General features: G+C 71.7%; 24 protein-coding genes. 17 read left to right on the top strand and 7 right to left on the bottom strand.

Annotated elements, in window-relative coordinates:
- Window positions 1-4 precede the first annotated feature (4 nt).
- The 5 genes from AB0D85_RS35510 to AB0D85_RS35490 all read left to right on the top strand — a co-directional run bounded on the left by AB0D85_RS35510 (window position 5) and on the right by AB0D85_RS35490 (window position 7,688).
- Window positions 5-1,096, top strand: a complete 1,092-nt coding sequence (locus AB0D85_RS35510) for a glycine betaine/L-proline ABC transporter ATP-binding protein (RefSeq protein ID WP_362329326.1) — start codon at window positions 5-7, stop codon at window positions 1,094-1,096.
- Window positions 1,096-3,072 (top strand): ABC transporter permease subunit, encoded by a 1,977-nt coding sequence (locus AB0D85_RS35505; RefSeq protein WP_362329323.1) that lies wholly within the window; start codon window positions 1,096-1,098, stop codon window positions 3,070-3,072. The genes AB0D85_RS35510 and AB0D85_RS35505 overlap by 1 nt, the downstream gene beginning before the upstream one ends.
- 13 nt (window positions 3,073-3,085) lie before the next feature.
- Complete coding sequence (locus AB0D85_RS35500; protein WP_362329320.1) at window positions 3,086-4,051, top strand: ABC transporter substrate-binding protein; 966 nt, start codon at window positions 3,086-3,088, stop codon at window positions 4,049-4,051.
- A 218-nt stretch (window positions 4,052-4,269) separates the two neighbouring features.
- Window positions 4,270-6,708 carry an FAD-dependent oxidoreductase gene (locus tag AB0D85_RS35495; RefSeq protein WP_362329317.1) on the top strand — a complete coding sequence of 813 codons (2,439 nt, stop codon included), beginning with the start codon at window positions 4,270-4,272 and terminating at the stop codon, window positions 6,706-6,708.
- 119 nt (window positions 6,709-6,827) lie between these two features.
- A complete protein-coding gene (locus AB0D85_RS35490) occupies window positions 6,828-7,688 on the top strand; it encodes a bifunctional methylenetetrahydrofolate dehydrogenase/methenyltetrahydrofolate cyclohydrolase (RefSeq protein WP_362329314.1) in 861 nt (286 codons plus the stop codon).
- Window positions 7,689-7,719: 31 nt separating this feature from the next.
- Here the strand turns inward: AB0D85_RS35490 and AB0D85_RS35485 are convergent, their stop codons facing one another.
- From AB0D85_RS35485 to AB0D85_RS35475, 3 genes are all read right to left on the bottom strand, one after another.
- Window positions 7,720-8,517: an IclR family transcriptional regulator gene (locus AB0D85_RS35485; RefSeq protein WP_362329311.1), complete on the bottom strand. Its 798-nt coding sequence runs from the start codon at window positions 8,515-8,517 to the stop codon at window positions 7,720-7,722.
- 128 nt (window positions 8,518-8,645) lie between these two features.
- Window positions 8,646-9,518 (bottom strand): formyltetrahydrofolate deformylase, encoded by an 873-nt coding sequence (gene purU / locus AB0D85_RS35480; RefSeq protein WP_362329308.1) that lies wholly within the window; start codon window positions 9,516-9,518, stop codon window positions 8,646-8,648.
- A gap of 186 nt (window positions 9,519-9,704) precedes the next feature.
- Complete coding sequence (locus AB0D85_RS35475) at window positions 9,705-10,745, bottom strand: acyl-CoA dehydrogenase family protein (RefSeq protein WP_362329305.1); 1,041 nt, start codon at window positions 10,743-10,745, stop codon at window positions 9,705-9,707.
- Between the two features lie 127 nt (window positions 10,746-10,872).
- Between AB0D85_RS35475 and AB0D85_RS35470 the strand changes: the two genes are divergently transcribed.
- From AB0D85_RS35470 to AB0D85_RS35455, 4 genes are all read left to right on the top strand, one after another.
- Window positions 10,873-11,223 carry a YciI family protein gene (locus AB0D85_RS35470; protein ID WP_362329301.1) on the top strand — a complete coding sequence of 117 codons (351 nt, stop codon included), beginning with the start codon at window positions 10,873-10,875 and terminating at the stop codon, window positions 11,221-11,223.
- Window positions 11,223-12,416 (top strand): RNA polymerase sigma factor, encoded by a 1,194-nt coding sequence (locus AB0D85_RS35465; protein WP_362329298.1) that lies wholly within the window; start codon window positions 11,223-11,225, stop codon window positions 12,414-12,416. The genes AB0D85_RS35470 and AB0D85_RS35465 overlap by 1 nt, the downstream gene beginning before the upstream one ends.
- Before the next feature lie 115 nt (window positions 12,417-12,531).
- A complete protein-coding gene (locus AB0D85_RS35460; protein ID WP_362329295.1) occupies window positions 12,532-13,878 on the top strand; it encodes an aldehyde dehydrogenase family protein in 1,347 nt (448 codons plus the stop codon).
- A gap of 166 nt (window positions 13,879-14,044) precedes the next feature.
- Entirely contained in the window at window positions 14,045-14,950 is a 906-nt protein-coding gene (locus AB0D85_RS35455; RefSeq protein WP_362329292.1) for an oxidoreductase, read from the top strand.
- A 9-nt stretch (window positions 14,951-14,959) separates the two neighbouring features.
- Here the strand turns inward: AB0D85_RS35455 and AB0D85_RS35450 are convergent, their stop codons facing one another.
- Window positions 14,960-15,418, bottom strand: a complete 459-nt coding sequence (locus AB0D85_RS35450; RefSeq protein WP_362329289.1) for a pyridoxamine 5'-phosphate oxidase family protein — start codon at window positions 15,416-15,418, stop codon at window positions 14,960-14,962.
- 204 nt (window positions 15,419-15,622) lie between these two features.
- On the opposite strand from AB0D85_RS35450, the gene AB0D85_RS35445 reads away from it, so the two are divergent.
- The 4 genes from AB0D85_RS35445 to AB0D85_RS35430 all read left to right on the top strand — a co-directional run bounded on the left by AB0D85_RS35445 (window position 15,623) and on the right by AB0D85_RS35430 (window position 18,583).
- On the top strand, window positions 15,623-16,003 hold the full coding sequence (locus AB0D85_RS35445) for a BlaI/MecI/CopY family transcriptional regulator (protein WP_362329286.1): 381 nt from the start codon (window positions 15,623-15,625) through the stop codon (window positions 16,001-16,003).
- A complete protein-coding gene (locus AB0D85_RS35440) occupies window positions 16,003-16,932 on the top strand; it encodes a M56 family metallopeptidase (RefSeq protein ID WP_362329599.1) in 930 nt (309 codons plus the stop codon). The genes AB0D85_RS35445 and AB0D85_RS35440 overlap by 1 nt, the downstream gene beginning before the upstream one ends.
- Window positions 16,933-17,081: 149 nt before the next feature.
- The gene (locus AB0D85_RS35435) at window positions 17,082-17,474 is read left to right on the top strand and encodes a VOC family protein (protein ID WP_362329282.1); all 393 of its coding nucleotides are present in this window, start codon (window positions 17,082-17,084) and stop codon (window positions 17,472-17,474) included.
- 38 nt (window positions 17,475-17,512) lie between these two features.
- The gene (locus AB0D85_RS35430; RefSeq protein ID WP_362329279.1) at window positions 17,513-18,583 is read left to right on the top strand and encodes an adenosine deaminase; all 1,071 of its coding nucleotides are present in this window, start codon (window positions 17,513-17,515) and stop codon (window positions 18,581-18,583) included.
- On the opposite strand, the gene AB0D85_RS35425 is transcribed toward AB0D85_RS35430, so the two are convergent.
- Window positions 18,565-19,080, bottom strand: a complete 516-nt coding sequence (locus tag AB0D85_RS35425) for a DUF664 domain-containing protein (RefSeq protein WP_362329276.1) — start codon at window positions 19,078-19,080, stop codon at window positions 18,565-18,567. The genes AB0D85_RS35430 and AB0D85_RS35425 overlap by 19 nt on opposite strands.
- A 102-nt stretch (window positions 19,081-19,182) precedes the next feature.
- The gene (locus AB0D85_RS35420) at window positions 19,183-20,097 is read right to left on the bottom strand and encodes a LysR substrate-binding domain-containing protein (protein WP_362329273.1); all 915 of its coding nucleotides are present in this window, start codon (window positions 20,095-20,097) and stop codon (window positions 19,183-19,185) included.
- A 111-nt stretch (window positions 20,098-20,208) separates the two neighbouring features.
- Between AB0D85_RS35420 and mgrA the strand changes: the two genes are divergently transcribed.
- On the top strand, window positions 20,209-21,201 hold the full coding sequence (gene mgrA, locus AB0D85_RS35415; RefSeq protein WP_362329270.1) for an L-glyceraldehyde 3-phosphate reductase: 993 nt from the start codon (window positions 20,209-20,211) through the stop codon (window positions 21,199-21,201).
- Window positions 21,202-21,327: 126 nt separating this feature from the next.
- On the opposite strand, the gene AB0D85_RS35410 is transcribed toward mgrA, so the two are convergent.
- Window positions 21,328-21,711 carry a nuclear transport factor 2 family protein gene (locus tag AB0D85_RS35410; protein WP_362329267.1) on the bottom strand — a complete coding sequence of 128 codons (384 nt, stop codon included), beginning with the start codon at window positions 21,709-21,711 and terminating at the stop codon, window positions 21,328-21,330.
- Between the two features lie 311 nt (window positions 21,712-22,022).
- Here AB0D85_RS35410 and AB0D85_RS35405 point away from each other — a divergent pair, with 311 nt between their 5' ends.
- The 3 genes from AB0D85_RS35405 to AB0D85_RS35395 all read left to right on the top strand — a co-directional run bounded on the left by AB0D85_RS35405 (window position 22,023) and on the right by AB0D85_RS35395 (window position 25,400).
- Window positions 22,023-22,433, top strand: coding sequence for a hypothetical protein (locus AB0D85_RS35405; protein WP_362329264.1), 411 nt, complete (start codon window positions 22,023-22,025; stop codon window positions 22,431-22,433).
- A gap of 70 nt (window positions 22,434-22,503) precedes the next feature.
- Window positions 22,504-24,843, top strand: coding sequence for an FHA domain-containing protein (locus tag AB0D85_RS35400; RefSeq protein ID WP_362329261.1), 2,340 nt, complete (start codon window positions 22,504-22,506; stop codon window positions 24,841-24,843).
- 8 nt (window positions 24,844-24,851) lie between these two features.
- Complete coding sequence (locus tag AB0D85_RS35395; RefSeq protein ID WP_362329258.1) at window positions 24,852-25,400, top strand: hypothetical protein; 549 nt, start codon at window positions 24,852-24,854, stop codon at window positions 25,398-25,400.
- Window positions 25,401-25,436: the final 36 nt, after the last annotated feature.

The raw sequence follows: 25,436 nt of genomic DNA, 5'->3' as shown, positions 1-25,436 counted from the left end.
GATCATGACCCCAGCCCAGACCGAGGTGTCGCAGCGGCGCGACACGTCCCAGGACCCGCAGGATCGCACCCCGGTCATCTCCGTGCGCCGGCTGTGGAAGGTGTTCGGGCCGAAGGCCGACGAGGTGCCCGGCTCCGAGGAGCTGTGCGGCCTCACCCGGCGTGAGCTCATGGACCGCACCGGATGCACCGCCGCCGTCCGTGACGTGAACTTCGAGGTGTCGAACGGCGAGGTCTTCGTCGTCATGGGCCTGTCGGGGTCGGGCAAGTCCACCCTGGTGCGATGTCTGACCCGGCTGATCGAACCCACCTCCGGCGAGGTCGTCTTCGAGGGCGAGGACATCCGGGGCGCCGACGCCCGGCGGCTGCGCGAGCTGCGGCGCAGCAAGTTCTCCATGGTCTTCCAGCACTTCGGTCTGCTGCCGCACCGCAAGGTCGTCGACAACGTGGCGTTCGGCCTGGAGATCCGGGGCATGGGCAAGTCCGAGCGGATGAAACGCGCGCTGGAGACCGTCGAACTGGTGGGCCTCGCCGGCTACGAGAACTCCTACCCCGACCAGCTCTCCGGCGGTATGCAGCAGCGGGTCGGCCTCGCCCGCGCCCTGGCCGGCGACCCCGACGTCCTCTTCTTCGACGAGCCGTTCTCCGCGCTCGACCCGCTGATCCGCCGTGACATGCAGAGCGAGGTCATCCGCCTGCACCACGAGGTCGGCAAGACCATGGTCTTCATCACCCACGACCTCTCCGAGGCCCTGAAGCTCGGCGACCGCATCCTGATCATGCGGGACGGCAAGATGGTGCAGTGCGGCACCGGCGACGAACTCGTCGGCGCCCCGGCCGACGACTACGTGAGGGACTTCGTCAAGGACGTGCCGCGCGGCGACGTCCTCACCCTGCGCTGGATCATGCGGCCCGCCACGCCCGACGACGCCCTGGACGGCCCGGAGCTGGGCCCGGACGTCGTCGTACGCGAGGCCACCCGGGCCGTCCTCGCGGCCGAGAAGCCGGTCAAGGTCGTCGAGAACGGCAAGCTGCTCGGCATCGTCGGCGACGAGGAGATCCTCGCCGTGGTCGCCGGACAGGAAGGCGGCGCGTGATGGCCGCCGTCGCCGACGCGACCGCGCCCGTCGCGACGATACGCAACAGGGTCAGCCGCCCCATGGTGGTGGCCGCGATCCTGGTCGCCTGGCTGGTCCTCTTCGCCGTGTTCCGCGGCCGCCAGACGCTGACCCTGGCCGCGGCCGACCTCACCGGTCTGCACCGCTGGCTGAACGACGTCAACGACAGCATCGGCGCCAACCGCAACTCCAACCCGGTCTTCCTCTACTTCTTCAACGAGATCCGGCTGGTCATCGACAACCTGGTGACCTTCGTCCAGTCGCTGATCTCCCAGCCCACCGGCTCCCGCCCGGTCCCGCAGATCGGCTGGCTCGGCGTCGTCGGACTCACCGGCTACGTCTCCTGGGCCGTGGGCAACTGGCGGGTCGCGCTGCTGGCCGTGGCCGGCTTCACCTTCTTCGGGCTCCAGGGCCTGTGGCAGGAGAGCATGGACACCCTGGCGCTGACCCTGTCGGCGGTCCTCGTCGCGCTGCTCATCGGCATCCCGCTCGGCGTCTGGGCCGGGCTCTCCGACCGGTTCAACCGGATCATGACGCCCTTCCTGGACTTCATGCAGACGATGCCGACCTTCGTCTACCTCGCCCCGCTCACCCTGATCTTCCTCATCGGCGGCGCCTCGGCCGTCATCACCACGGTCATCTACGCGGCACCGCCCGCCATCCGCATCACCGCGCACGCCATCCGGTCCGTCCCCGAGACCACCGTCGAGGCGGCGGACTCCCTCGGCACGACACGGACGCAGCAACTGGTGAAGGTGCTGCTGCCGATGTCCCGGCGCACGGTGGTCATGGGCGTCAACCAGACCATCATGGCCGCGCTGGCCATGGTCACCATCGCCGCCCTGATCGACGCGCCCGGCCTCGGCAAGACCGTCGTCCAGGCCCTGCAGTCGCTCGACGTCGGCACCGCCTTCAACGCCGGTCTCGCCATCGTCGTGATGGCCATCGTCCTCGACCGGGTCACCACCGCGGCGGCCGCCCGCACCGAGGCCCGCCGCACCGGCGAGGGCCGGTTCGCCACGTGGCGCCGCCCGCTGCTGGGGGCGGGCGGGGTCGTGGCCCTCGTCCTGGTCTACCTGTCCCACACCTACGTCTGGGCGGCCGAGTTCCCCGGCGACGGCACCGTCGGCAGCCACATCGCGAGCGCGGCCGACACCGCGACCACCTGGATGCAGGACCATCTCTCCGGCCTGACCAACGCGCTGCGGGACGCCCTCACCAACGGACTGCTCAACCCGTTCCAGACGTTGCTCACCGACTCCCCGTGGTGGCTGGTCGGTGTCACCCTGGTCGCGCTCGGCGCGGTGCTCGGCGGCCGGTGGGCCGCGGTGACGGCCGCCGTCTGCGTCGGGCTGCTGGTCGCCACGGGCCTGTGGTCGGACAGCATGACCACCCTCGCCTCGACCGCCGTGGCCACCGTCCTGGTGATGCTGTTCGGCGCCGTCTTCGGGGTGTGGATGGGCCGCAGCGCCCTGGTGGACCGGCTGATCCGGCCCACCCTGGACGCCGCCCAGGTCATGCCGCCCTTCGTCTACCTCGTGCCGTTCCTGGCGCTCTTCGGCGCCACCCGCTTCACCGCGATCGTCGCGGCCGTCGTCTACGCGGCCCCCGTCGCGATCAAGATCATCGCTGACGGGGTGCGGAACGTGCCCGGGTCCACCGTCGAGGCGGCCACCTCGGCCGGGTGCAACACCTGGCAGATCATCACCAAGGTCCAGCTGCCGATGGCACGCAGCGCCCTGACCCTCGCGACCAACCAGGGCCTGATCTACGTGCTGTCGATGGTTGTGGTGGGCGGCCTGGTAGGGGCGGGCGCCCTCGGCTACGACGTCGTGGCCGGTTTCTCGCAGGGCGAGCTGTACGGCAAGGGGCTGGCCGCGGGGCTGGCGATCGTACTGCTCGGAGTCATGTTCGACCGGATCACTCAGGCTGCGGCGCGACGCACCAGGGCATAAGGAGCTCGACACCATGGCACAACACTGGCGAGCCGGCGCGGCCGGCCTGGCCGTTCTCGGCCTCACCCTCACGGCCTGCGGCGGGGCGAAGGTCGGCGACAGCAGTTCCGCCGGCTCGACGTCCTCGGGCGGCAAGTGCGGCACCTTCAACCTGGCCGTCAACCCGTGGGTCGGCTACGAGGCGGACGCGGCGGTCGTCGCGTACGTCGCGCAGCACAACCTCGGCTGTACGGTCAACAAGAAGGACCTCAAGGAGGAGATCGCCTGGCAGGGGTTCGGGACCGGCGAGGTCGACGCCGTCCTGGAGAACTGGGGCCACGACGATCTGAAGAAGAAGTACATCACCGGGCAGAAGACGGCCGTCGAGGCCGGCTCGACCGGCAACAAGGGCATCATCGGCTGGTTCGTGCCGCCGTGGCTGGCCAAGGCGCACCCGGACATCACGAACTGGGAGAACCTCGACAAGTACGCGGCCAGCTTCAAGACGTCCGAGTCGGGCGGCAAGGGCCAGCTGCTCGACGGCGACCCGTCGTACGTCACCAACGACGCCGCCCTGGTCAAGAACCTGAAGCTGAACTTCAAGGTGGTGTACGCGGGCAGCGAGACCGCGCTCATCCAGGCGTTCCGGACGGCCGAGAAGAACAAGCAGTGGCTGATCGGCTACTTCTACGAGCCGCAGTGGTTCCTGTCCGAGGTGCCGCTGGTCAAGGTGGACCTGCCCAAGTACACGACGGGCTGCGACGCCGACGCCGCGAAGGTCGCCTGTGACTACCCGGTCTACGACCTGGACAAGGTCGTCAGCGCGAGCTTCGCCAAGTCGGGCAGCCCGGCGTACGACCTGGTGAAGAACTTCAACTGGACGAACGACGACCAGAACACCGTGGCCAAGTACATCGCGGTGGACAAGCTGTCGGACGACGCGGCGGCCAAGAAGTGGGTCGACGCCAACCCCGACAAGGTGAAGGCCTGGCTGAAGTAGCGGGGTCGCGAGAGGGCCGGTCCGGGACGCCCGGCGGGCGGTGCGCAGCTGTGCGCGCCGCCCGCCGGGCGTCCCCGGTTTCCGGCGCTTTTCCGGCTGTTTTCCGACGTCACCGACCCCTTGACACCCCTCCTCGACGGCAGGCACATTGAGTTGCGCAACCTGAATCACGTTGCGTACAAAGCAACTGCACCGGTCTCAAGTTCGGAGGTTGGGCGATGGCGGGACCCCGAGTGGTCATCATCGGAGCGGGCGTCGTGGGGGCGGCCCTGGCGGACGAGATCTCCGCACGCGGCTGGACCGAGGTGACCGTGGTGGACCAGGGCCCCCTCCCGGCGACCGGGGGTTCCTCCTCGCACGCGCCGGGCCTGGTCTTCCAGACGAACCCCTCGAAGACCATGACGGAGCTGGCGCGCTACACCGTCGAGAAGTTCTGCTCCCTCGACGTCGACGGCAAGCCCTGCTTCCTCCAGGTCGGCGGCCTCGAAGTGGCGACCAGCCCCGAGCGCCTCGCCGAACTCCACCGCCGCCACGGCTGGATCACCGCCTGGGGCATCGAGGCGCGCCTGCTGACCCCCGACGAGTGCGTCGAGCAGCACCCGCTGGTCGACCGCGACCGGGTCCTCGGCGGCCTCCTGGTCCCCACCGACGGCCTCGCCAAGGCCGTCCTCGCCGTCGAGGCCCAGATCCGCCGGGCCACCGAGCGCGGGGTCGCCTTCCTGCCCCGCCACGAGGTGCTGGACGTGCTCCAGGCCGACGGCCGGGTGACGGGCGTCCGCACCGACCAGGGCGACCTGGCAGCCGACATCGTGGTGTGCTGCGCCGGCATCTGGGGTCCGAGGATCGCCCGCATGGTCGGGATGAACCTCCCGCTCACCCCGCTCGGCCACCAGCTCGCCTGGACCGGCCCGGTCTCCGCGCTCGCCGGCCAGACCGAGGAGGCCGTCCGCCCGATCCTGCGCCATCAGGACGCCGACCTCTACTACCGCGACCGCTTCGACGGCATCGGCATCGGCTACTACGGCCACCGCCCCATGCCGATCTCCGCCGACGACATCCTCTCCGTCGACGAGGCCGACCAGATGCCCTCGGTCCTGAAGTTCACCGAGGAGGACTTCGAACCCGCCTGGACCGAGACCCAGTCCCTGCTCCCCGCCACCCGCGAGGCCAAGGTCGAGGAGGGCATCAACGGCCTGTTCTCCTTCACCACCGACGGCTACCCGCTGCTCGGCGAGTCCCCCGACGTCAAGGGCTTCTGGGTCGCCGAGGCCGTCTGGGTCACCCACTCCGCGGGCGTCGGCCGCGCGGTCGCCGAATGGCTGGTCGACGGCCACTGCTCGTCCTTCGACCTGCACGAGTGCGACGTCAACCGCTTCGAGCCGCACCAGCTCGCCCCGGAGTACGTCCTGGCCCGCGACTGCCAGAACTTCGTCGAGGTCTACGACATCCTCCACCCCCTCCAGCCGTCCGGGAAGCCCCGCCCGATCCGCACCAGCCCCTTCCACGCCCGCCAGCAGGAACACGGCGCGTTCTTCCTGGAGGCGAACGGCTGGGAGCGCCCCCAGTGGTACGAGGCCAACGCGGGCCTGCTCGAAGGGCGTTCGATCCCCGCCCCCAACGACTGGGCGGCCCGCTACTGGTCCCCGATCGTCGGCGCCGAGGCCCAGGTCACCCGCGAGACCGTCGCGATGTACGACATGACCGCCCTCAAGCGCCTGGAGGTGAGCGGCCCCGGCGCCGCGGACTTCCTGGAGGGACTGGTCACCGGCAAGGTCGCCAAGTCCGTCGGCTCGGTGACGTACACGCTGCTCCTCGACCACGACGGCGGCATCCGCAGCGACATCACCGTCGCCCGCCTCGCCCGCGACCTCTTCCAGGTCGGAGCCAACGGCAACCTCGACCTCGACTGGTTCGGCCGGCACCTCCCCGCCGACGGCACGGTCCAGGTCCGCGACATCACCCCCGGCACCTGCTGCGTCGGCCTGTGGGGCCCGCTCGCCCGAGAGGTCCTGCAGCCCCTCACCGACGAGGACTTCTCCAACGACGGCCTCAAGTACTTCCGCGCCAAGCGCGCCTACATCGGCTCCGTGCCCGTCACCGCCATGCGGCTGTCGTACGTCGGCGAACTCGGCTGGGAGCTGTACACCACCGCCGACCAGGGCGCGAAGCTCTGGGACACGCTGTGGCAGGCGGCCGAGCCGCTCGGCGGCATCGTCGCCGGCCGCGGCGCCTTCAACAGCCTCCGCCTGGAGAAGGGCTACCGCTCCTTCGGCACCGACATGACCTACGAACACGACCCCTACGAGGCCGGCGTCGGCTTCGCCGTCAAACTCGACAAGGGCGACTTCGTCGGCAAGGCGGCGCTGGAGCGGCGCAAGGCGGACGTACGGCGCCGGTTGAGCTGCCTGACCATCGAGGACCCGGCCGCCGTCGTGATGGGCAAGGAGCCGGTGTACGACGGGGAGCGGGCCGTCGGGTACGTGACGAGCGCGGCGTACGGCTACACGGTCGGCAAGGGGATCGCTTACGCGTGGTTGCCGGGGGAGTTGGCGGTGCCGGGGACGGTGGTGCGGATCGGTTACTTCGATCAGCAGGTGGAGGCCGTTGTCGCTGAGGAGCCCTTGTTCGATCCGTCGATGTCCCGGCTGCGTGGGTGAGTTGTCGGGTGCGGGTGTGATGTGGCTGGTCGCGCCCCGCGGCGGAGCCGCTGATCGACACAGCCCCGCGCCCCTGGAGGGGCGCGCTGCAGCCCGGTCTCTTGGAAGGAGTGCCGTCAGTGAGTGCGCAAGTGCTGGACGGGAAGGCCACTGCCGCCGCCATTCGAGGTGAACTCGCTGAGCGGGTGGCCAAGTTGACGGCTTCCGGCGGTCGTGTGCCGGGGCTCGGGACCGTGCTCGTCGGAGACGACCCGGGCAGCCGTGCCTATGTCGCCGGGAAGCACCGGGACTGCGCTCAGGTCGGGATCGCCTCCATCCGCCGTGAACTGCCCGCCGACGCCGGCCAGCAGCAGGTCGAGGACGTCGTCGACGAGCTCAACGCCGACCCGGCCTGCACCGGTTACATCGTCCAGCTGCCCCTTCCCCGTCACCTGGACGCCAACGCCGTACTGGCCCGCATGGACCCGGCCAAGGACGCCGACGGACTGCACCCCGTCAACCTCGGCCGGCTGGTCCTGGGCGTCGAGGCGCCCCTGCCCTGCACCCCGCGCGGCATCGTCGAACTGCTCCGCCGCCACGAGGTGCCGATCGCCGGAGCGCTGGTGTGCGTGATCGGGCGCGGCATCACCGTGGGACGGCCGATGGGGCTGCTGCTCACCCGGCGCTCCGAGAACGCCACCGTCACCCTCTGCCACACCGGAACCAAGGGGCTGGCCTGGCATGTGCGCGAGGCGGACATCGTCGTCGCCGCGGCCGGCTCGCCCGGACTGATCACCAAGGACATGCTGCGCCCCGGCGCGGCCGTCCTGGACGTCGGCATCACCCGCACCGAACACGGCCTTGCAGGCGACGTCCATCCGGAGGCCGCCCAGGTCGCCGGGTGGGTGGCGCCGATGCCCGGGGGCGTGGGGCCCATGACCCGGGCGATGCTGCTCGCCAACGTCGTCGAGGCCGCCGAGCGGAACGCCGCCCCCGCGTGAGCGCGCCGAGCGCGCCGGCCGCGGGGGCGGCTCAGCCCAGGTAGCCCATCCGGTGGCTGATCTCCGTCGCGCCCCTGAGCAGGGCCGGGGCGAGTGCGTGGAGGCGCTCCTCGGTGAAGCGGTAGGCGGGCCCCGATGCGCTGAGGGCGGCGATGACCTCGCCGTCCCGGGAGCGGATCGGGGCCGCGATCGCGTGCAGTCCGAGCTCCAGCTCCTCCAGCGTCACCGCGTAGCCGCGCTCGCGTGCCTCGGCGAGGTTCTGCTCCAGCCTCGGCCTGGCGGTCAGGGTGTGCGGTGTCAGCTTCCGCAGCCCGGAGGCCGTGAGGACGCGGGTGCGCTCCGCCTCCGGCAGGTGGGCCAGCAGTATCTTGCCGCTGGACGTGGCGTGCACCGGGGTGAGCTGGCCGACCCAGTTGTGGCTGCCGACCGCGCCGGGGCCGCGCACCTGGTAGAGGTTGACCGCGTAATGCTCCTGCAGGACGGCGATGTTGACGGTCTCGCCGATCTGCTCGATCAGCCGCTCGCACACCGGACGGCCCTGCTGGGTGAGGTCGAGGCGGCCCGTGACCGCGCCGGCGAGGCGCACGATCCCGAAACCGAGCCGGTACTTGCCCCGGTCCGCCGCCTGTTCGACCAGACCGCGCGCCTCCAGCGCCCCGAGCAGCCGGAACGCGGTCGACTTGTGGACATCGATCTCGGCGGCGACCTCGCTGACCCCCGCTTCGCCGCGCCGGGCGAGGATCTCCAGGACGCTGACGGCACGGTCGACGGACTGCACCCCGTTCACCGCGGGGCCCGCCGTCTCGCCGTCCGCGGTGTCGTTGCTCATGGCGCAACTATATGCAGGTGCTTGTGGGCGGGGACAGGTCACAGCGACTCGGTACGGGGCCCGGTGGGCACTTGACTCCGATGACTCGGACTGTCCCTCCGTACCCCCGGGGCCGGCCCGTCGTCCGGTCAGCGGAAGACCACCGTGCAGTGGCCGTTGACCAGCACACGGCTTTCGCTGTGCCACCGTACGGCGCGGGCGAGTACCTGGGCCTCGACGTCACGCCCCAGGGCGACCAGCTCGTCCGGGGCGTGCGAGTGGGTCACCCGGACCACGTCCTGCTCGATGATCGGGCCCTCGTCGAGATCCGACGTCACATAGTGCGCGGTGGCGCCGACGAGCTTGACGCCCCGCTGGTGCGCCTGGACGTAGGGCCGGGCCCCCTTGAAGCTCGGCAGGAAGGAGTGGTGGATGTTGATGGCCCGGCCGTCGAGCTGCTTGCACAGGTCGTCGGAGAGGATCTGCATGTACCGGGCGAGCACCACCAGGTCGACGTCGAGCTCGTCGACGAGCCGGAGCAGCCGGGCCTCCGCCTCCGCCTTGGTGTCGGGTGTCACCGGGATGTGGTGGAAGGGGATGCCGTAGTTCCGCGCCAGCGGCTCGAAGTCGCGGTGGTTGGAGACGATCGCCGGGATCTCGATGTTGAGCGTGCCCGTGGACTTGCGGAAGAGCAGGTCGTTGAGGCAGTGGCCGAACTTCGACACCATGATCAGGGTGCGGGTCGGGGTCACCGCGTCCTGCAGCCGCCAGGTGATCCGGTGCGTCTCGGCGACCGGCACGAATCCGGTGCGCAGATCCTCCAGCGAGACGGCGCTGTCCGGGACATCGAAGTGCACGCGCATGAAGAAGCGGTCCTGCAGCCGGTCGTCGAACTGCTGGCTCTCCAGGATGTTGCCGGAGTGGCCGACCAGGAAACCGGTGACGGCGTGGACCAGACCGGCCCGGTCGGGGCACGAAAGGGTGAGGACGAACTCGCGGCCGGGCTGCGGTCGAGGAGACATGCCATCCTCCAGATGCGTGATACGCAACGATGTGAGTGATGCGCAACATGGTCCCGTCAGGACGGCTGACCGGTCAAGAGGCTGTGTTCTTCTTGGTGCATCACACTGCGCGATGCGCAACCATCGGGTGGCGGCGGACGTGTGCACGGGGGCGATACGCGGTCCTCTCCCGCGGCGGTGAACCCACTACCGGGAGTGCTCCGCGAGCCACTGCAGATGCGCCGTGCGCGATGCGCGTGTCTGCCCCTGCACCAGCAGGAACAGCCCCTCCCTGGCCAGGCGCTGGGCGCGGCTGTCCAGGGACATCGCCCGGCCGCCTCCCGTCACCACCGCCGTGGTCGTCGCCGTACGCATCAAGGTGAACGCCTCCGCTCGCACCGCCAGACGCTCCTGCGCGCGCTCGTGCGGCACCGGGTGGTCGGCGAGCGCGTAGGCGCGGCGGCGCACCTCGCCGAGCCGCACCCGCAGCACCCCCGCGTACTCCTCCTCCACCAGCCCCAGCGCCGCCTCCGTGATCCCGAAGACCGCCGGGTTCGTGTTCAGCGTCTTCGGGTGGTCCGCCGCCGCCCAGTCCCCGAACGGCAGCCGGAGCGCCACCGCCTCCTCCGGCACCCGCAGGCCGTCCAGGTCCAGGGACACCGTCCGGGACGCGGTCAGCGCCGCCAGGCGCATCGGCTCCGACGGCCGCAGGCCCGGCTGCTCCCGTGCCTCGACGAAGGCGAACAGCGCCTCGTCGTCCTCGGTCACCCCGGCCAGCAGCAGCACGTCGTTCAGGCCCCAGCCGGTGTACCAGGGGACCGTACCGTGGAAGCGCCGGCCGCCCGCCTCCCGCCGTACCCGCACGGGCACCCGCGGATACGACCGCAGATGCGCGTACGCCACCCCGGACAGCAGCTCACCGCGCGCCAGCGGGCCCAACAGGCGTTCCCGCACCGGCAGTTCGGACCCGGCCAGGGTCAGCACCGGAGTGTGGTGCTGCGTCTGCACGAACCAGGTCGAGCAGCACGCCCCGGCCAGGATCTCCGCCGTCTCGCGTACGACGGCCACGGGCGCCGCAGAGCCGCCGTACACCGCCGGCGCGCTCACCCCGAGCAGTCCCGAGCGCTTGATCGCCTCGATGTGGGTCGCCGGCACTCCCTCCTGGTCGACGCGCTCGGCCGCGGGGGAGAGGAGGTCGTCGGCGAGTTCCCGGGCGCGGGAGACGAGCGGATGTGCGGTGACGGTCATGGACGAGATTCTTTCGACTTCCCGGTGCGAGGTGTCGATCCGGGGGTCTTCCGTTCGTGTAGAAGGCGAGAACACCCAGCGACGCACGCCCCGCGGCGCGCACCCCACGACGATCGAGGAGAACGTCATGAAGCACTACCTGCTCAGCGTGGTCCAGCCGGCCGGCGGCACCCCGCCCCCGCCCGACGCACTCGCCGCGATCATGCGAGACGTCGAGGCGTTCAACGACGAACTCCGCGCCGCCGGCGCCTGGGTCTTCGCCGACGGTCTGCACGGCCCGGAGACGGCCACCGTGCTGCGGCCCAAAGACGGCGACGTGCTGATCACCGACGGGCCCTACGCCGAGGGCAAGGAGTACCTGGGCGGGATCTGCCTGATCCGCGCGGAGGACCTGGACGCCGCCCTGGAGTGGGGCCGCAAGTGCGCCCTCGCCACCACCCTCCCCATCGAGGTACGGCCTTTCGTGGGCCCGGCCTGATGGCGGACGCCGCCGACGTCGAGGCCGCCTTCCGTACCGAGTACGGACGCGCGGTCTCCGGCCTCGTCCGCTTCCTCGGCGACATCGACCTCGCCGAGGAGGCGGTCCAGGACGCCTTCACCACGGCCTTGGACCGATGGCCGGAGAGCGGGGTGCCGCCCAGCCCGGCCGGCTGGATCATCACCACCGCACGCAACCGCGCCCTCGACCGGCTGCGCCGGGAGTCCTCCCGGGACGCCCGGCACACCGAGGCCGCCCGGCTGTACGCGCCCGACCCACCGGCCGAGGAGGGCCCCGTGCGCGACGAACGGCTCCGTCTGATCTTCACCTGCTGCCACCCCGCGCTCGCCCTCCAGTCCCGGGTCGCCCTCACCCTCCGCCTGCTCGGCGGGCTCGGCACCGCACAGATCGCCCGCGCCTTCCTGGTCCCCGAGCCCACCCTCGCCCAGCGCCTGGTGCGCGCCAAGGCCAAGATCCGCGACGCGGGCATCCCGTACCGGGTGCCGAAGGACGCCGACCTGCCCGACCGGACCGACGGCGTCCTGGCCGTCGTCTACCTGATCTTCAACGAGGGGTACGGCGGCGATCCCGCGCTCTGCGCGGAGGCCGTACGCCTGGGGCGGCTGCTGTACGGGCTGATGCCGGACGAGCCCGAGGTCACCGGGCTGCTCGCGCTGATGCTGCTCGTGGAGGCCCGCCGGCCCGCCCGCAACCCGGCCGAGGGGGAGCTGGTGGCGCTGCCCGAGCAGGACCGCGGCCGGTGGGACCGGGAGCTGATCGGGGAGGGGCAGGACCTCGTACGGCGGTGCCTGCGGCGCAACCGGCCCGGGCCGTACCAGATCCAGGCCGCGATCAACGCCGTACACAGCGACGCACCGACCGCCGCGGCCACCGACTGGGGGCAGATCCTGCGGTTGTACGACCAGCTCATGGCCGTCGCCCCGAGCCCGGTCGTCGCGCTGAACCGGGCGGTCGCGGTGGCCGAGACGGAGGGCCCGGGCGTGGCGCTCGACCTGGTCGACGCGCTCGGTCTCGACGGGTACCACGTGCTGCACGCCGTGCGCGCCGATCTGCTGCGCCGCCTGGGCCGCGACGCCGAGGCGGTGACGGAGTACGACACCGCCATCGACCTCGCGGACAGCCCGCCCGAACGGGCACACCTCGCACGGCGGCGGCGCGAACTCACCGGCTGAACGGATGTGACCTTCGTCAAGCGAAGCAGGTTTCGACCTGCCGGAATTTACTTCGGCCCCTGAAAGGTTGCAATATGCATCTTACTGTCGAGACCGCAGTCGGGCCGCCAGGCCCGTGCGCACCACCAGCGAGGCATCCGTGAACCAGTCCACCCCCGAACAGCCCGCCGACGTCGTCGCCAGGCTGCGCGCCACCTTCCGCACCGGCCGCACCAAGCCCGTCGAGTGGCGCACCGGCCAGCTGCGCCGGCTGCGCGCCCTGCTCACGGAACGCGGCGACGAGCTGGCCGCCGCCCTCCACGCGGACCTGGGCAAGAGTTCCGGCGAGGCCTACCGCACGGAGATCGACTTCACCGTCCGGGAGATCGACCACACCCTCGACCACCTGGCGGAGTGGCTCCGCCCCGAGCCCGCCCCGGTCCCGGCGCACCTGGGCGCCGACGCGACCGCCTGGACGCAGTACGACCCGCTCGGCGTGGTCCTCGTCATCGCCCCGTGGAACTACCCGGCCCAGCTGCTGCTCTGCCCGATGGCCGGTGCCCTCGCCGCAGGCGACGCGGTCGTCGTCAAGCCCAGCGAGCTGGCCCCGGCGACCTCGGCCGCGCTGGCCCGGCTGCTTCCGGCCTACCTCGACACCGAGGCCGTCGCCGTCGTCGAGGGCGGCGTCCCGGAGACCACCGCCCTGCTCGCCGAGCGCTTCGACCACATCTTCTACACCGGCAACGGCGCGGTCGGCCGCATCGTCATGCGCGCCGCCGCCGAGCACCTCACCCCGGTCGCCCTCGAACTCGGCGGCAAGTCCCCGGCGTTCGTCGACCGCGACACCGACCTCGCGGTGGTCGCGGACCGGCTGGCGCGCGGCAAGTTCCTCAACGCCGGGCAGACCTGCGTGGCCCCCGACTACGTCCTGACCGACCCCGAGACGGCCGCCGCCCTGGAACCCGCCCTGGCCGAGGCAATCCGGACGCTGTACGGCACCGAGCCCAAGGAGTCCGGCGCATACGGCCGGATCGTCAACGAGCGCCACTTCGACCGGCTCAGCGGACTGCTCGACTCGGGCCGGGTGGTGGTCGGCGGCGACACCGACCGCACGGTCAAGTACATCGCGCCCACCGTGCTCGCCGACGTCGATCCGGAGTCCCCGGTGATGCGGGAGGAGATCTTCGGCCCGGTCCTGCCGATCGTCACCGTCCCGGACCTGGACGGCGCGATCGGGTTCGTCAACGACCGCGACAAGCCCCTCGCCCTCTATGTCTTCAGCGAGTCCGAGGACACCCGGGCGCGGATCGCCGCCGAGACCTCCTCCGGCGGCCTCGGCCACGGCCTGCCCGTCGCCCATCTCACCGTCTCCGACCTGCCGTTCGGCGGGGTGGGGGAGAGCGGCATGGGCAGCTACCACGGCCGCTACTCCATCGAGACGTTCAGCCACCGCAAGGCGGTCCTCGCGACACCGCTGAGCTGACCTTTCAACGGCCCTCGGAGATCGACCGCTTGAACGACCGGTCCACATCCTTGACTGGTACAGACCAAAGCGGTTGAGTGTGCCCAACCCCCCCACCGCGGCCGCTCCCCCTTCGAGGGGTGCGGCCGTGCCCCGTGCCGACGGGGCCGTGTGCCAGACTCCGTCGATGACCTCCGAAACGCTCACCGCGGACGCCTCCGGCACCTGGAAACTCGGCGATCTGCCCGTCCACCGCCTCGGCTTCGGCGCGATGCGGCTGACGGGCAGCGCCGCCTTCCACCACGGCACCCCGAGCGACCGCACCCGCTCGATCGCCGTCCTGCGCAAGGCCGTTGAGCTCGGCGTGAACCACATCGACACGGCGGCCTTCTACTTCTCCGCCCTGCGTTCCGCCAACGAACTCATCAACACCGCCCTGTCCCCGTACCCCGACGACCTCGTCATCGTCACCAAGGTCGGCCCCCACCGCGACTACGCGGGGGAGTGGGCCACCTCCGCCCGGCCCGACCAGCTGCGCGGACACGTGGAGGAGAACCTGCGCCAGCTCGGCCGCGACCACCTCGACGTGGTCAACCTCCGCCGGATGCGCCAGGAGTCGATCGCCGAGCACTTCGGCGCCCTCGCCGAACTCCGCGAGGCCGGACTGATCCGGCACCTCGGCGTCTCCGACGTCGAACCGCGCCATCTCGACGAGGCGCTGGCCATCGCCCCCGTGGTGTGCGTGCAGAACCGCTGGGGACTCGACGCGACGGACCGGGCGACCGACGAACTGGTCCGTATCTGCGGCGAACGGGGCATCGCCTTCGTACCGTTCTTCGCCGTCGCGGGGGACGCCGGCGGCCTCGGCGCGACCGAGAACCACGACGACGAGGTCCTCGCCGTCGCCCGGGCGCACGACGCCACTCCCGCCCAGATCCGGCTCGCCTGGACTCTGCACCAGGGTTCGCACGTCCTCGCCATCCCCGGCACGGGCAACCCGGACCACCTCGCCGAGAACGTGGCGGCGGGCGCCATCCGGTTCACCGAAGCGCAGCTGAACCGGCTGAACGCCCTGCACACCAGGGCCGGTTGACGGACCGGCTCAGACCACCCACACCCCGTCCCGCATCAGATGCCGGCCACGCAGCTCGTGCTCCTCGCACCAGGCCTGCACCGCGTACGGCCGGATCCGGAAGAAGGCGTACGACGGGCTGTCCCCGCGCGGATCCCAGCCCGTCTTCGTCCGCAGCGCCCCGGCCGCCGCCTCCGGCACCTCGCCCGGGGCGAAGGCGGTCACCTCCCCGTCGAGCAGGACGACATCGCGGGTGTCCCCGAGCGCGAGCCGGGTCCGGCCGCCGTCCCGCAGATTGCGGCCGGTCGGACTGGTGATCCGGGTCGACAGCCACACCGCCTCCCCGTGCCACACGAACCAGAGCGGGACGAGACACGGCAGCCCGGCGTCGTCCGCCGTGGCCACCCAGACGTCCGTCTCCCGCTCCAGCCGGGACAGTACGTCGTGCTTGCGCTGCCCGGCGGAACGGGGCGGCTTCGTGATCTTCATGGCCGCGAAGCTACCGGCCGGGGCCGTCCCGTACCTCGGGCCCGCGGCCTAGGTCTCCGGTACCGGTCGCGGCGGGACGCTTCCTCCGCCGGCCACGGCTGCCCACCAAATAATGGGCTCACGGGTGGTGTCCGCCGACCGGCTGACTACACTGCCGTAGACGGTCTGCCGGACTGTGGACGAAGAAGGGGTGAGGAACCTGCCATGGCCGACGCGAAGGACGAACGCCGACCCGCCGGCGAGCTCGAGGCGAGTGTCATGGCGGCCCTGTGGGCCGCCGCTGCCCCACAGACCCCGGGACAGGTGCAGCGCACCCTCAGCGCGGAACTGGCGCGCACGACCGTGACCACGATCCTCACCCGGCTGCACGACAAGGGCGTGGTCGACCGGCACCGGCAGGGGCGCGGTTTCGCCTACTTCCCCGTGCAGGACGCGCAGGGCCTGACCGCGAAGCGGATGCACAGCGAGCTCGACCGGGACGGCGACCGGGAGACCGTGCTCGCCCGCTTCGTCGCCCAGCTCGGCCCCGACGACGAGCGCGTTCTGCGGGAGCTGCTCGAAGCCGACGAGCAGTCCGGCGGATGATGATCGCGCTGCTGATCCTGCCCCTGCTGGTGCCGTTCGCCCTGCCGGCCCTGGCCCGGCGCACACTCGACCGGCTGGCGCCCGCCGTCGCACTCTGGACGATCACCGGCTCGGCCGTCGCCCTCGCGGGGTGCGCACTGGCCGCGCTCGGCGCGTTCGTCCTCACCGGGCTGCTCAGGCTGCCGTTCTTCGCCGCGCTCGGTGATCTGATCCAGCCGCTGCACACCGCCTCGGACAACTGTGTGCTGCCGCTGGCGGCCGTCTCGGTCGGCGGCCTCGCCATATGTGCCTGGACCTGCGCCCGGTCGGCGCGCCGGCAGATCCGGGCGTTCCGCGCGGCCCGCACGGCCGCCGGGCGGGGGCCCGCCGCGGGCGACCTGTGCGTGGTCGACACACCGGGTGCGGACGCGTACGCGCTGCCCGGACGGCCGCACCGGATCGTCGTCACCACGGGCATGCTGCGCAGCCTGGACGGGGCCGAGCGGGAGGCGCTGTTCGCGCACGAGCGGGCGCACAACGCGGGCGGTCACCACTACTTCCTCGCGGCGGCCGAGCTCGCCGCGCACTGCCATCCGGCGTTGCGGCGGGTGCGGGACGTCATCCGGCTGGCCGCGGAGCGGGTGGCCGACGAGGCCGCGGCGAGCGCGGTGGGAGACCGTCGGCTGACGGCCCGCGCGATCGCCCGGGCCGCGCTGGCGGGGCGGGACGGGGGCATCGAACGGCCGGCGTTCGCGCCCGGCGTCGCATCGGGGCCGGTACCGCAACGGGTCGAGGCACTGCTGGCCGCGCCGCGCGGCCGACGCCGTGCCGGGGCGTGGGTCGCGCTGCTGCTCGCGGCGTGCGCCGCGGTCTCGTGTGCCGCCTCCGCGACCGGGATGGCCGACTTCCACCACCGGGTGGAGGTCGCGCAGGGGGAAGCGGAGCGCTGACAGCTCCGCCGGCTGTGCCGATGTGCGGCGCCGTCGTGGCTGGTCGCGCAGTTCCCCGCGCCCCTTCGGGACGCTTCAGCAACCGTGACTGGCGTGCGTGTAGTTTTACGTATAACCTCTCCCGCTAACCACCCCGTCGAAAGGCCCTCATGCGACGCGTCGCCCTGGTCACCCTCGTTGTCGGCGACTACGACGAGGCGATCCGTTTCTACACCGAGGCCCTCGGGTTCCGGCTCGTCGAGGACGAGTCCCGGCCGGACGGGTCCCGATGGGTGGTCGTGGAGCCCGGCGCGCAGGGCCACGGCACCGGACTGCTGCTCGCCCGGGCCAAGGACGACGACCAGCGGGCCCGGATCGGTGACCAGACCGGCGGGCGGGTCGGGTTCTTCCTGCACACCGACGACTTCGCCCGCGACCACGCCCGGATGGCCGCCGCCGGCGTGACCTTCCTGGAGGAGCCGCGGCACGAGCCCTACGGCATCGTCGCCGTCTTCCAGGACCTCTACGGCAACCGCTGGGACCTGCTCCAGCCCGCCGCCTGATCGAACACTCCGAACCAGTTGCCGAGGAAAGCTCCACCATGACCGCTACGCGCGTAGACGCAGATGTGATCCGCCGCCTCCCCAAGGCCGTCCTGCACGACCACCTCGACGGCGGCCTGCGCCCTGCCACCCTCGTCGAACTCGCCGCCGAGGCCGGGCACACCCTGCCCACCACCGACCCCGACGAGCTGGCCGCCTGGTACGTCGAGGCCGCGAACTCCGGCGACCTGGTCCGGTACATCGCCACCTTCGAGCACACCCTCGCCGTGCTGCAGACCGTGGAGGGGCTGCGGCGCGTCGCCGAGGAGTACGTGCTCGACCTCGCCGCCGACGGTGTCGTGTACGGCGAGGTGCGCTACGCCCCCGAGCTCAATGTGAAGGGCGGGCTCTCGCTCGACGAGGTCGTGGAGAGCGTGCAGGAGGGGCTCGCCGCCGGCATGGCGAAGGCCGCTGCCGCCGGGACGCCCGTCCGTGTCGGCACCCTGCTGTGCGGCATGCGGATGTTCGACCGGGTCCGCGAGGCCGCGGACCTGGCCGTCACCTACCGGGACGCGGGCGTCGTCGGCTTCGACATCGCCGGCGCCGAGGACGGCTTCCCGGCCGCCGACCACCTCGCCGCCTTCGAGCACCTGCGCCGCGAGAACGTCCCCTTCACCATCCACGCCGGTGAGGCCTTCGGCCTGCCCAGTATCCACCAGGCGATCCAGGTGTGCGGCGCCCAGCGCATCGGGCACGGTGTGCGGATCACCGAGGACATCGTCGACGGCAAGCTCGGCCGCCTCGCGAGCTGGGTGCGCGACCGCCGTGTCGCCCTGGAGATGTGCCCCACCTCCAACCTCCAGACCGGCTGCGCCACCTCCATCGCCGAGCACCCGATCACCGCGCTGAAGGAGCTGGGCTTCCGGGTCACCCTCAACACCGACAACCGGCTGGTCTCGGGGACGACGATGACCCGGGAGATGTCCCTGCTCGTCGAGGAGGCGGGCTGGACCGTCGAGGACCTGCGCACGGTCACGGTGAACGCCCTGAAGAGCGCGTTCATCCCGTTCGACGAGCGCAGGGCCCTCGTCGAGGACGTCGTCCTGCCGGGTTACGCCGCCGCGCTCTGAAGCAGCCCGCGCAGATAGGCCGCCTGTCCGACGTGCTGAAGGTCGTCGGACAGGACGCTCACCAGCCGTACGCCCAGTGTGACCGGCGGATCCCAGCGGGTGTCCACGATCCGTTCGAGGTCCGTCGCGGGCAGCCCGCGCAGCACCCCCAGGGTCTGCTCGTGCACCGCGTCGTAGTAGCCGGTCAGCAGGTCGCCGGAGTCCACCGTGACCTTGGCGACCTTCGCGGCGGTGTGGCCGTACCCGTGGTCACGGGGCGGCAGGTCGAGGCCGAACCGCTTCTCCCAGCCCTGGGCCAGCCACACCTGGTCGAGGTCGAAGGCGTCGGCGACATGGTCGTCCTGGATCCGGGTCAGGTGCCAGACCAGCCAGGTGAGGGAGTTGGCGTCGGGGGACGGGCGCTTGTTCAGCAGCTCCGGGTCGAGGCCGTCGAGGGCGGCATGGACCTCTTCCCGGATGCGGCCGAAGCCGTCGATGAGGATGTCCCTTGCATGCATACGACCACGATCGCGCATCCCCGGTCGTCATGCGCCCAGAATCCAGCATCCGTGAAAGCCCGGCGGCACCCGCCCCCGGCGGGGACGACCTGGGTGTCGAGGTCAGGAGGGGCAGGCCCCGTCCGGCGGTGTCGCCAGACCTCCTGTCTCCAGGAGGGTGATCAGGGCCCGGGCCGCCGGGCTGGTGGCGGTCTCGGGCGGCAGCAGGGCGACCGTCTCGTACGCGGCCTCGTCCGTGCCCTTCAGCGCGAGCGCGGTGAGCGAGGGGCGCTTGTGCCGGAAGTGACGGGGTACGACGGCGATGCCGAGGTTCTCGTCGACCAGGTCGAGGAGGCTGTGCACATCGTTGACCTCCAGCGCGACCGTACGCCGGACCCCCGCCGAGGCGAAGGCCGCGTCGGTCGAACGGCGCGGGCCCCAGTCCGGGTGGAAGTCCACGAACACCTCGCCGTCGAGGTCCTCCGGCGTCACAGCCGGGCCGGCCGTGGCGAGGCGGTGGCTGGGATGGCACAGCACGGTCAGCGGCTCGCCGGCCAGCGACACCGAGCGCAGCTGGTCGGTGTCGTCCTGGGTGCGGTAGGCGAAGGCCAGGTCGAGCCGGCCCGCCGCCACCTCCTCGGCCAGCGCACCCGAGCCCGCCTGGCGCAGCCGGATCTCCACGTCCGGGTGCCGCCGCCGGAACGCGGCCAGGAGCCCCGCCACGTGCACCCCGGCGATGCACTGCTCGGTGCCCAGCGCCAGCGTCCCGCGCAGCACGCCCTGCACCGCCGCCACCGCCTCGTGCGCCGACCGCACCTGGGCCAGGATCCGCTCCGCCTCGCCGAGCAGCGCGCGGCCCGCCTCGGTGAGGGTCACCCGGCGGGTCGTCCGCACGAAGAGCGGGGCCCGCAGCTCCCGCTCCAGGGCCCGGATGGAGGCGGACAGCCCGGACTGGGACACCATCAGCCGTTCGGCGGCCCGGGTGAAGTGCTGGTCCTCGGCGACCGCGACGAAGTGCTGGAGGTGGCGCAGTTCCATGATTGAGCAGCCTAGCCGCACAATTCCATCGGATTCTTCTGTTGGACCACTGCCCGGGGATCGGGAAAGAGTGGGCTCGGTAGATCCTGTGCCCACCCCTCTGGAGTCGCGTTGTACACCGCACACCCCGACCGCTACGCCGACATGCCGTACCGCCGCAGCGGCCGCAGCGGCCTGAAGCTCCCCGCGCTGTCGCTCGGCCTGTGGCACAACTTCGGGCCCGACCGGCCCGTGACGACCCAGCGCGCCATCCTGCGCCGCGCCTTCGACCTCGGCGTCACCCACTTCGACCTGGCCAACAACTACGGCCCGCCGCCCGGCGCCGCCGAGTCGGCGTTCGGCGAGGCGCTCAAGGCGGACTTCGCGGCCTACCGGGACGAGCTGATCATCTCCACCAAGGCCGGCTATCTGATGTGGCCGGGCCCGTACGGAGAGTGGGGCTCGCGCAAGTACCTGCTGTCGTCCCTCGACCAGTCCCTGACGCGGATGGGCCTGGACTACGTCGACATCTTCTACTCGCACCGCCCGGACCCGGAGACTCCCCTGGAGGAGACGATGGGCGCCCTGCACTCGGCGGTGCAGCAGGGCAAGGCGCTGTACGTCGGCATCTCCAACTACTCCGCGGAGCAGACCCGGGAGGCCGCCCGGATCCTCGGCGAGCTCGGCACCCCGCTCCTCATCCACCAGCCGCGCTACTCGATGCTCGACCGCCGCCCGGAGACCGAGGGCCTCCTGGACGCGCTGGACGAGCTCCAGGTCGGCTCGATCGTCTTCTCCCCGCTGGAGCAGGGCCTGCTCACCGGCCGCTACCTCGACGGCATCCCCGAGGGGTCCCGGGCGGCGAGCGACAGCCCGTTCCTGAACTCGGACGAGGTCACCGAGGACCTGGTGGCCCAGCTGCGGGACCTGGACGAGATCGCCAAGGGCCGTGGCCAGACCCTGGCCCAGCTCGCCCTGTCCTGGGTGCTGCGCGGCGGCCGGGTGACCTCGGCGCTGATCGGCGCGAGCAGCCCGCAGCAGGTCGAGGACTGCGTCGGCGCCATCGGCAACCTCGACTTCGACGCCGAGGAACTGGCCCGGATCGAGGCGATCGTCAACCGGTGACGCGTTCGGCGAGGGGGACGCACACCGCGTCCCCCTCGCTCGTCGCTCATGCCGGTCCTCCCCTCGCGGTGGCCTTCCCTTTTCGGGAGACCACCGCGAGGGGGAGACCCCATGGCGGTCGCCGGCTCAGGCGCTGGCCGGTACCCGGTCCAGGAAGCCCAGTACCTGCCGGATCCTGCCCTCCTCGTCGAGCGTGACCACGTCAAAACCGGCCACCGGAGCCGAGCCGTCGGCCTCGTTCACCAGCTCCCAGCCGAAGCGCGCGGTGTCGTGGTGGCCGTCGACGGCCCCGAGCGGACGGAACACGAACCCCGGGAACTGCTCGTGCGCCGCCGCGATCACGGCCGTGATCTGCGCGTGCCCGGCGACATCCGCGAGCGGATCGGTGTAGGTGCCCTCCGGGGCCCAGGCCTCGGCGACCGCCTTGCTCTGGGCCTCCGGCTCCGTGGCGTTCCAGGCCTCGAAGTAGCGGGCGGCGGCGGTCTGGTGACGGTCGGTGTTCACGGACATGGCGAATCAGCCTCCATCGAGGATCGTCGGTGCTGGTCAGGGTGCGGATCGCGGCTCGCGGCGATCCGTTGCCACCACCATGCCCGGATCCGCGTGACGGGTCGATTACCCCTCGGGTAATGAAGGCTGGCCGGTACAGCACGCGCATTTCGGCCAATTCGCAGGCGGAATATGCCAAGAGACTGGCCGGAAAGGCGTGGTGACAGTGTTTCGAAAGTGAACATACTCGAATGTCAGGAGCACTTCACCGCACAGGAGCCGCACGGAAACCGGCCCGCGACGGCACACCGGCGAGCTACGGGGGAGTGATCGTGCACGACGAATTCCTGTGCCATGTCACGGCATACGGCATCTGCGGCGGGCAGCGCATCGGCGTCCCGTTGGGCACCTACCGTGCGCCGACACTGGCACTGGCGCTGTGGTGGTTACGGGACCGGGCGTCCTGGATCGCCGAGCGGCTCGACCCCTTACCCGAGAACCCCAGATTCCCCCGGGGGGCGCTCGTCCCGGTCGCCGACACCGTGTCCGACGTGCCCGGACTGCTCCGTGCCTGGTGTGCCGACGTGGTCCGGCAGGAGCTGGTCGCCGACGAGCTGGCCGACGGACGGCTCGTGCGGATCGCCGTCCAGGACGACACCACCGAGTACGAACTGCTCGCCGAGTCCATCGACGCCCTCCGTATGCAGCGCACCGTCCCCGCACTCGTCGTACCCGTCGCCTGACCTGTGCCGGCCTCCGCCCGCACCGAACACGGCCGGGCACACAAGGGGGCAGATCGGTAGAATTCTGGCCATGGCGGAGTGGCCGGTCGCCTCGACGGCGCCCGAACTCGTCCTGGAGACCGACACGGGCTCCACGGTGATGAGCCCGGGCCGCGACTACCACGTCGGGCGTGACCCGTACAGCGACATCGTGATCGACGATGCCCGGGTCTCGTGGCACCATGCGGTGCTGCGGCCCGCGGACGGCCACTGGACGCTGGAGGACGAGAACAGCACCAACGGCACCTACGCCGACGGCCGCCGTATCCAGGAGTGGGAGGTCGGACCGGGCACGGTGATCCGCTTCGGCAGCCCCGCCGACGGGCCGAGCGCCGTCCTGGTCGGCCGCGAGCCGCCCGCCCCGGACCGCCCCTCCGCCGTCTCGATGCCCAGCCGGACCGGCACCTTCCGCCGGCCCTCCTCGGTACGACGCCTCCAGGCCCGCACGGTCCGCATCGGCCGAGCCGGCGACAACGACGTCGTCGTCGACGACCTGGTGGTCTCCCGTCACCACGCCGAACTGCGCGCCCACCCCGACGGCAGCTACGAGATCGTCGACCTCGACAGCCACAACGGCACCTACCTCAACGGCCGCACCGTCACCCGCGCCCCGCTCGGACCCCGGGACGTCGTCGGCATCGGCCACTCGGCGTTCTGCCTGGTCGACGGCCAGCTGCAGGAGTACGTCGACACCGGCGAGGTCTCCCTCGACGTCCAGGACCTCACCGTCGCCGTCGACCGCGGCCGCAAGATCCTGCTGGACCACGTCTCCTTCCCGGTGGGCGAGAAGTGCCTGCTCGCCGTGGTCGGACCGAGCGGCGCCGGGAAGTCCACGCTGCTCGGTGCCCTCACCGGGCAGCGCCCCGCCGAGCACGGCACGGTCCTCTACGACGGCCGCGACCTCTACCGCGACTACGCCGAGCTGCGCCAGCGCATCGGCCTCGTCCCCCAGGACGACATCCTGCACGTCCAGCTGACCGTGCGCAGCGCCCTCACCTACGCCGCCGAACTGCGCTTCCCCCAGGACACCGCGAAGGCCGAGCGCCGGGACCGGGTCGAGGAGGTCATCCGGGAGCTGGGCCTCGAACAGCGTGCCGGGCAACCCGTGCACAGCCTCTCCGGCGGGCAGCGCAAACGGGTGAGCGTGGCCCTGGAGCTGCTGACGAAGCCGTCGCTGCTCTTCCTGGACGAGCCGACCTCCGGACTCGACCCGGGCATGGACCGCTCGGTGATGAACATGCTGCGCGGCCTCGCGGACGACGGCCGCACCGTCATCGTCGTCACCCACAGCGTGCTCAGCCTGGATGTCTGCGACCGGCTCCTGGTCCTTGCACCGGGCGGCCGGACCGCCTACTTCGGACCGCCCGGCGAAGCCCTCGGCTTCTTCGGGTTCGACGAGTGGCCCGAGGCCTTCGAGGCGTTCGAGCGGGACACCGACCGGGACTGGGCGGGGGAGTACCGCGCCTCGTCGTACCACCGGAAGTACATCGTGAACTCCAGCGCGCAGCCGGTCGTGCCGCGTACCGGGCCGGTCGCCCCGGCCCCGCCGCCGAGACCGCGCAGCTGGGGAGCGCAGTTCGCCACGCTGGTGCGCCGCTACACGGCGGCGCTCGCCGCCGACCGCACCTTCCTCGCCATCATGATCGGACTGCCGTTCGTCATGGGCGCGATGGCCAGGGCCGTCGCCGGCAGCAGACTCACCTACGACACCGCGACCAACGCGCTGCTCATCCTGTGCGTGGGCGCGGTCCTGACCGGCGCCGCCAACGCCGTGCGCGAGCTGGTCAAGGAACGTGTCGTCTACCGGCGCGAGAGAGCCGTCGGCCTGCCCAGATCGGCGTACGTGATGTCGAAGGTCGTCGTCCTCGGCACCGTCACCGTGCTCCAGGCGATCGTGCTCACCCAGGTGGGCCTGGCCGGCGTGCGCCTCAACGCGCCGGGCGGCAGAGGTGTGCTGATGCCGCCCCTGCTGGAGATCACCGTCGCCGTGGCCGTGCTCTCCTTCACCGCGATGATGCTCGGCCTGCTGATCTCCGCGCTGGTCCGCAAGGAGGAGGTGACGATGCCGCTGCTGGTGCTGCTCACCCTCGTCCAGGTCGTCTTCTGCGGGACCGTGCTGAAGGTGAACGGCGTGCCCGGTCTCGAACAGCTCGCCTGGCTGGCGCCCTCGCGGTGGGGGCTCGGCGCCATGGCCGGCACCGTCGACCTGCACCGGATCGTGCCCGGCAGCCTCACCGCGGATCCGCTCTTCCGGCACTCGGCGGGCGTGTGGCTGCGCAACATGGTCATGCTGGTCGTGTTGGCCGTCGTCTTCGGCCTGGTGCTGTCCCGGCTGCTGCGCCGGCACGAACCCGCCGTCATGCGGAAGTAGGCGAGGCGATGACGACCACCCCAGGATTCCGGCCCACCCACGTCGTCCCGGCCGACGGCATGCCCGCCTGGGAGGCTCCCGACCCGGGCCGGCCCACCGTCCCCCTCGACCCGCTGCTGCCCGTGCAGCTCGTGGAGCGGCTCGGCGACTGGGCCCACATCAGCTGCGCCAACGGCTGGGCCGCCTGGGTCGACGGCCGCTACCTCGTCGCCGTACCCCACGACCCGCCCCTCACCGGTGGCCCGCCCACCGAGGCCACCGACCCGCGCCCCCTGCTGGCCCGCGCGGAACACGCCCTCGCCGACTACCGCGCCGCCGTCGAGGAACTGGCCGGCGGCGGACTCGACGGGGAGTCCTTCCGCGGCCGGACACACGGGCTGCGTATCGGTGTGGTGGTCGACGGGGAGTCCATGTGGCTGTACGACCCCGTCGAGGGGCGCTGGCTGTACGGCGACGGACGGCGGCTGTCGACCTACGTCACCGACCGCCCGGAGCCGGGCGGCGACGGCCCCGGCCACGATCCGACCCGCGTGGTCACCCCGGACGGCGAGCATTGACGGCGGGCGGCGGGCGGCGGGCGGCGGGCGGCGGGC

The organism is Streptomyces sp. NPDC048277 (genome assembly GCF_040652235.1).
GTDB lineage: Bacteria > Actinomycetota > Actinomycetes > Streptomycetales > Streptomycetaceae > Streptomyces.
Note: the sequence above shows the minus strand (reverse complement) of the source record. Positions and strands in the feature narration are given on the sequence as shown.

What these genes read in the sequence shown, in the direction of transcription:
- AB0D85_RS35510 (WP_362329326.1), top strand. Translation starts at nt 5, where the DNA reads ATGACCCCAGCCCAGACCGAGGTGTCGCAGCGGCGCGACACGTCCCAG.
- AB0D85_RS35505 (WP_362329323.1), top strand. Translation starts at nt 1,096, where the DNA reads ATGGCCGCCGTCGCCGACGCGACCGCGCCCGTCGCGACGATACGCAAC.
- AB0D85_RS35500 (WP_362329320.1), top strand. Translation starts at nt 3,086, where the DNA reads ATGGCACAACACTGGCGAGCCGGCGCGGCCGGCCTGGCCGTTCTCGGC.
- AB0D85_RS35495 (WP_362329317.1), top strand. Translation starts at nt 4,270, where the DNA reads ATGGCGGGACCCCGAGTGGTCATCATCGGAGCGGGCGTCGTGGGGGCG.
- AB0D85_RS35485 (WP_362329311.1), bottom strand. Translation starts at nt 8,517, where the DNA reads ATGAGCAACGACACCGCGGACGGCGAGACGGCGGGCCCCGCGGTGAAC.
- purU (WP_362329308.1), bottom strand. Translation starts at nt 9,518, where the DNA reads ATGTCTCCTCGACCGCAGCCCGGCCGCGAGTTCGTCCTCACCCTTTCG.
- AB0D85_RS35475 (WP_362329305.1), bottom strand. Translation starts at nt 10,745, where the DNA reads ATGACCGTCACCGCACATCCGCTCGTCTCCCGCGCCCGGGAACTCGCC.
- AB0D85_RS35470 (WP_362329301.1), top strand. Translation starts at nt 10,873, where the DNA reads ATGAAGCACTACCTGCTCAGCGTGGTCCAGCCGGCCGGCGGCACCCCG.
- AB0D85_RS35465 (WP_362329298.1), top strand. Translation starts at nt 11,223, where the DNA reads ATGGCGGACGCCGCCGACGTCGAGGCCGCCTTCCGTACCGAGTACGGA.
- AB0D85_RS35455 (WP_362329292.1), top strand. Translation starts at nt 14,045, where the DNA reads ATGACCTCCGAAACGCTCACCGCGGACGCCTCCGGCACCTGGAAACTC.
- AB0D85_RS35450 (WP_362329289.1), bottom strand. Translation starts at nt 15,418, where the DNA reads ATGAAGATCACGAAGCCGCCCCGTTCCGCCGGGCAGCGCAAGCACGAC.
- AB0D85_RS35445 (WP_362329286.1), top strand. Translation starts at nt 15,623, where the DNA reads ATGGCCGACGCGAAGGACGAACGCCGACCCGCCGGCGAGCTCGAGGCG.
- AB0D85_RS35440 (WP_362329599.1), top strand. Translation starts at nt 16,003, where the DNA reads ATGATCGCGCTGCTGATCCTGCCCCTGCTGGTGCCGTTCGCCCTGCCG.
- AB0D85_RS35435 (WP_362329282.1), top strand. Translation starts at nt 17,082, where the DNA reads ATGCGACGCGTCGCCCTGGTCACCCTCGTTGTCGGCGACTACGACGAG.
- AB0D85_RS35430 (WP_362329279.1), top strand. Translation starts at nt 17,513, where the DNA reads ATGACCGCTACGCGCGTAGACGCAGATGTGATCCGCCGCCTCCCCAAG.
- AB0D85_RS35425 (WP_362329276.1), bottom strand. Translation starts at nt 19,080, where the DNA reads ATGCATGCAAGGGACATCCTCATCGACGGCTTCGGCCGCATCCGGGAA.
- AB0D85_RS35420 (WP_362329273.1), bottom strand. Translation starts at nt 20,097, where the DNA reads ATGGAACTGCGCCACCTCCAGCACTTCGTCGCGGTCGCCGAGGACCAG.
- AB0D85_RS35410 (WP_362329267.1), bottom strand. Translation starts at nt 21,711, where the DNA reads ATGTCCGTGAACACCGACCGTCACCAGACCGCCGCCGCCCGCTACTTC.
- AB0D85_RS35400 (WP_362329261.1), top strand. Translation starts at nt 22,504, where the DNA reads ATGGCGGAGTGGCCGGTCGCCTCGACGGCGCCCGAACTCGTCCTGGAG.
- AB0D85_RS35395 (WP_362329258.1), top strand. Translation starts at nt 24,852, where the DNA reads ATGACGACCACCCCAGGATTCCGGCCCACCCACGTCGTCCCGGCCGAC.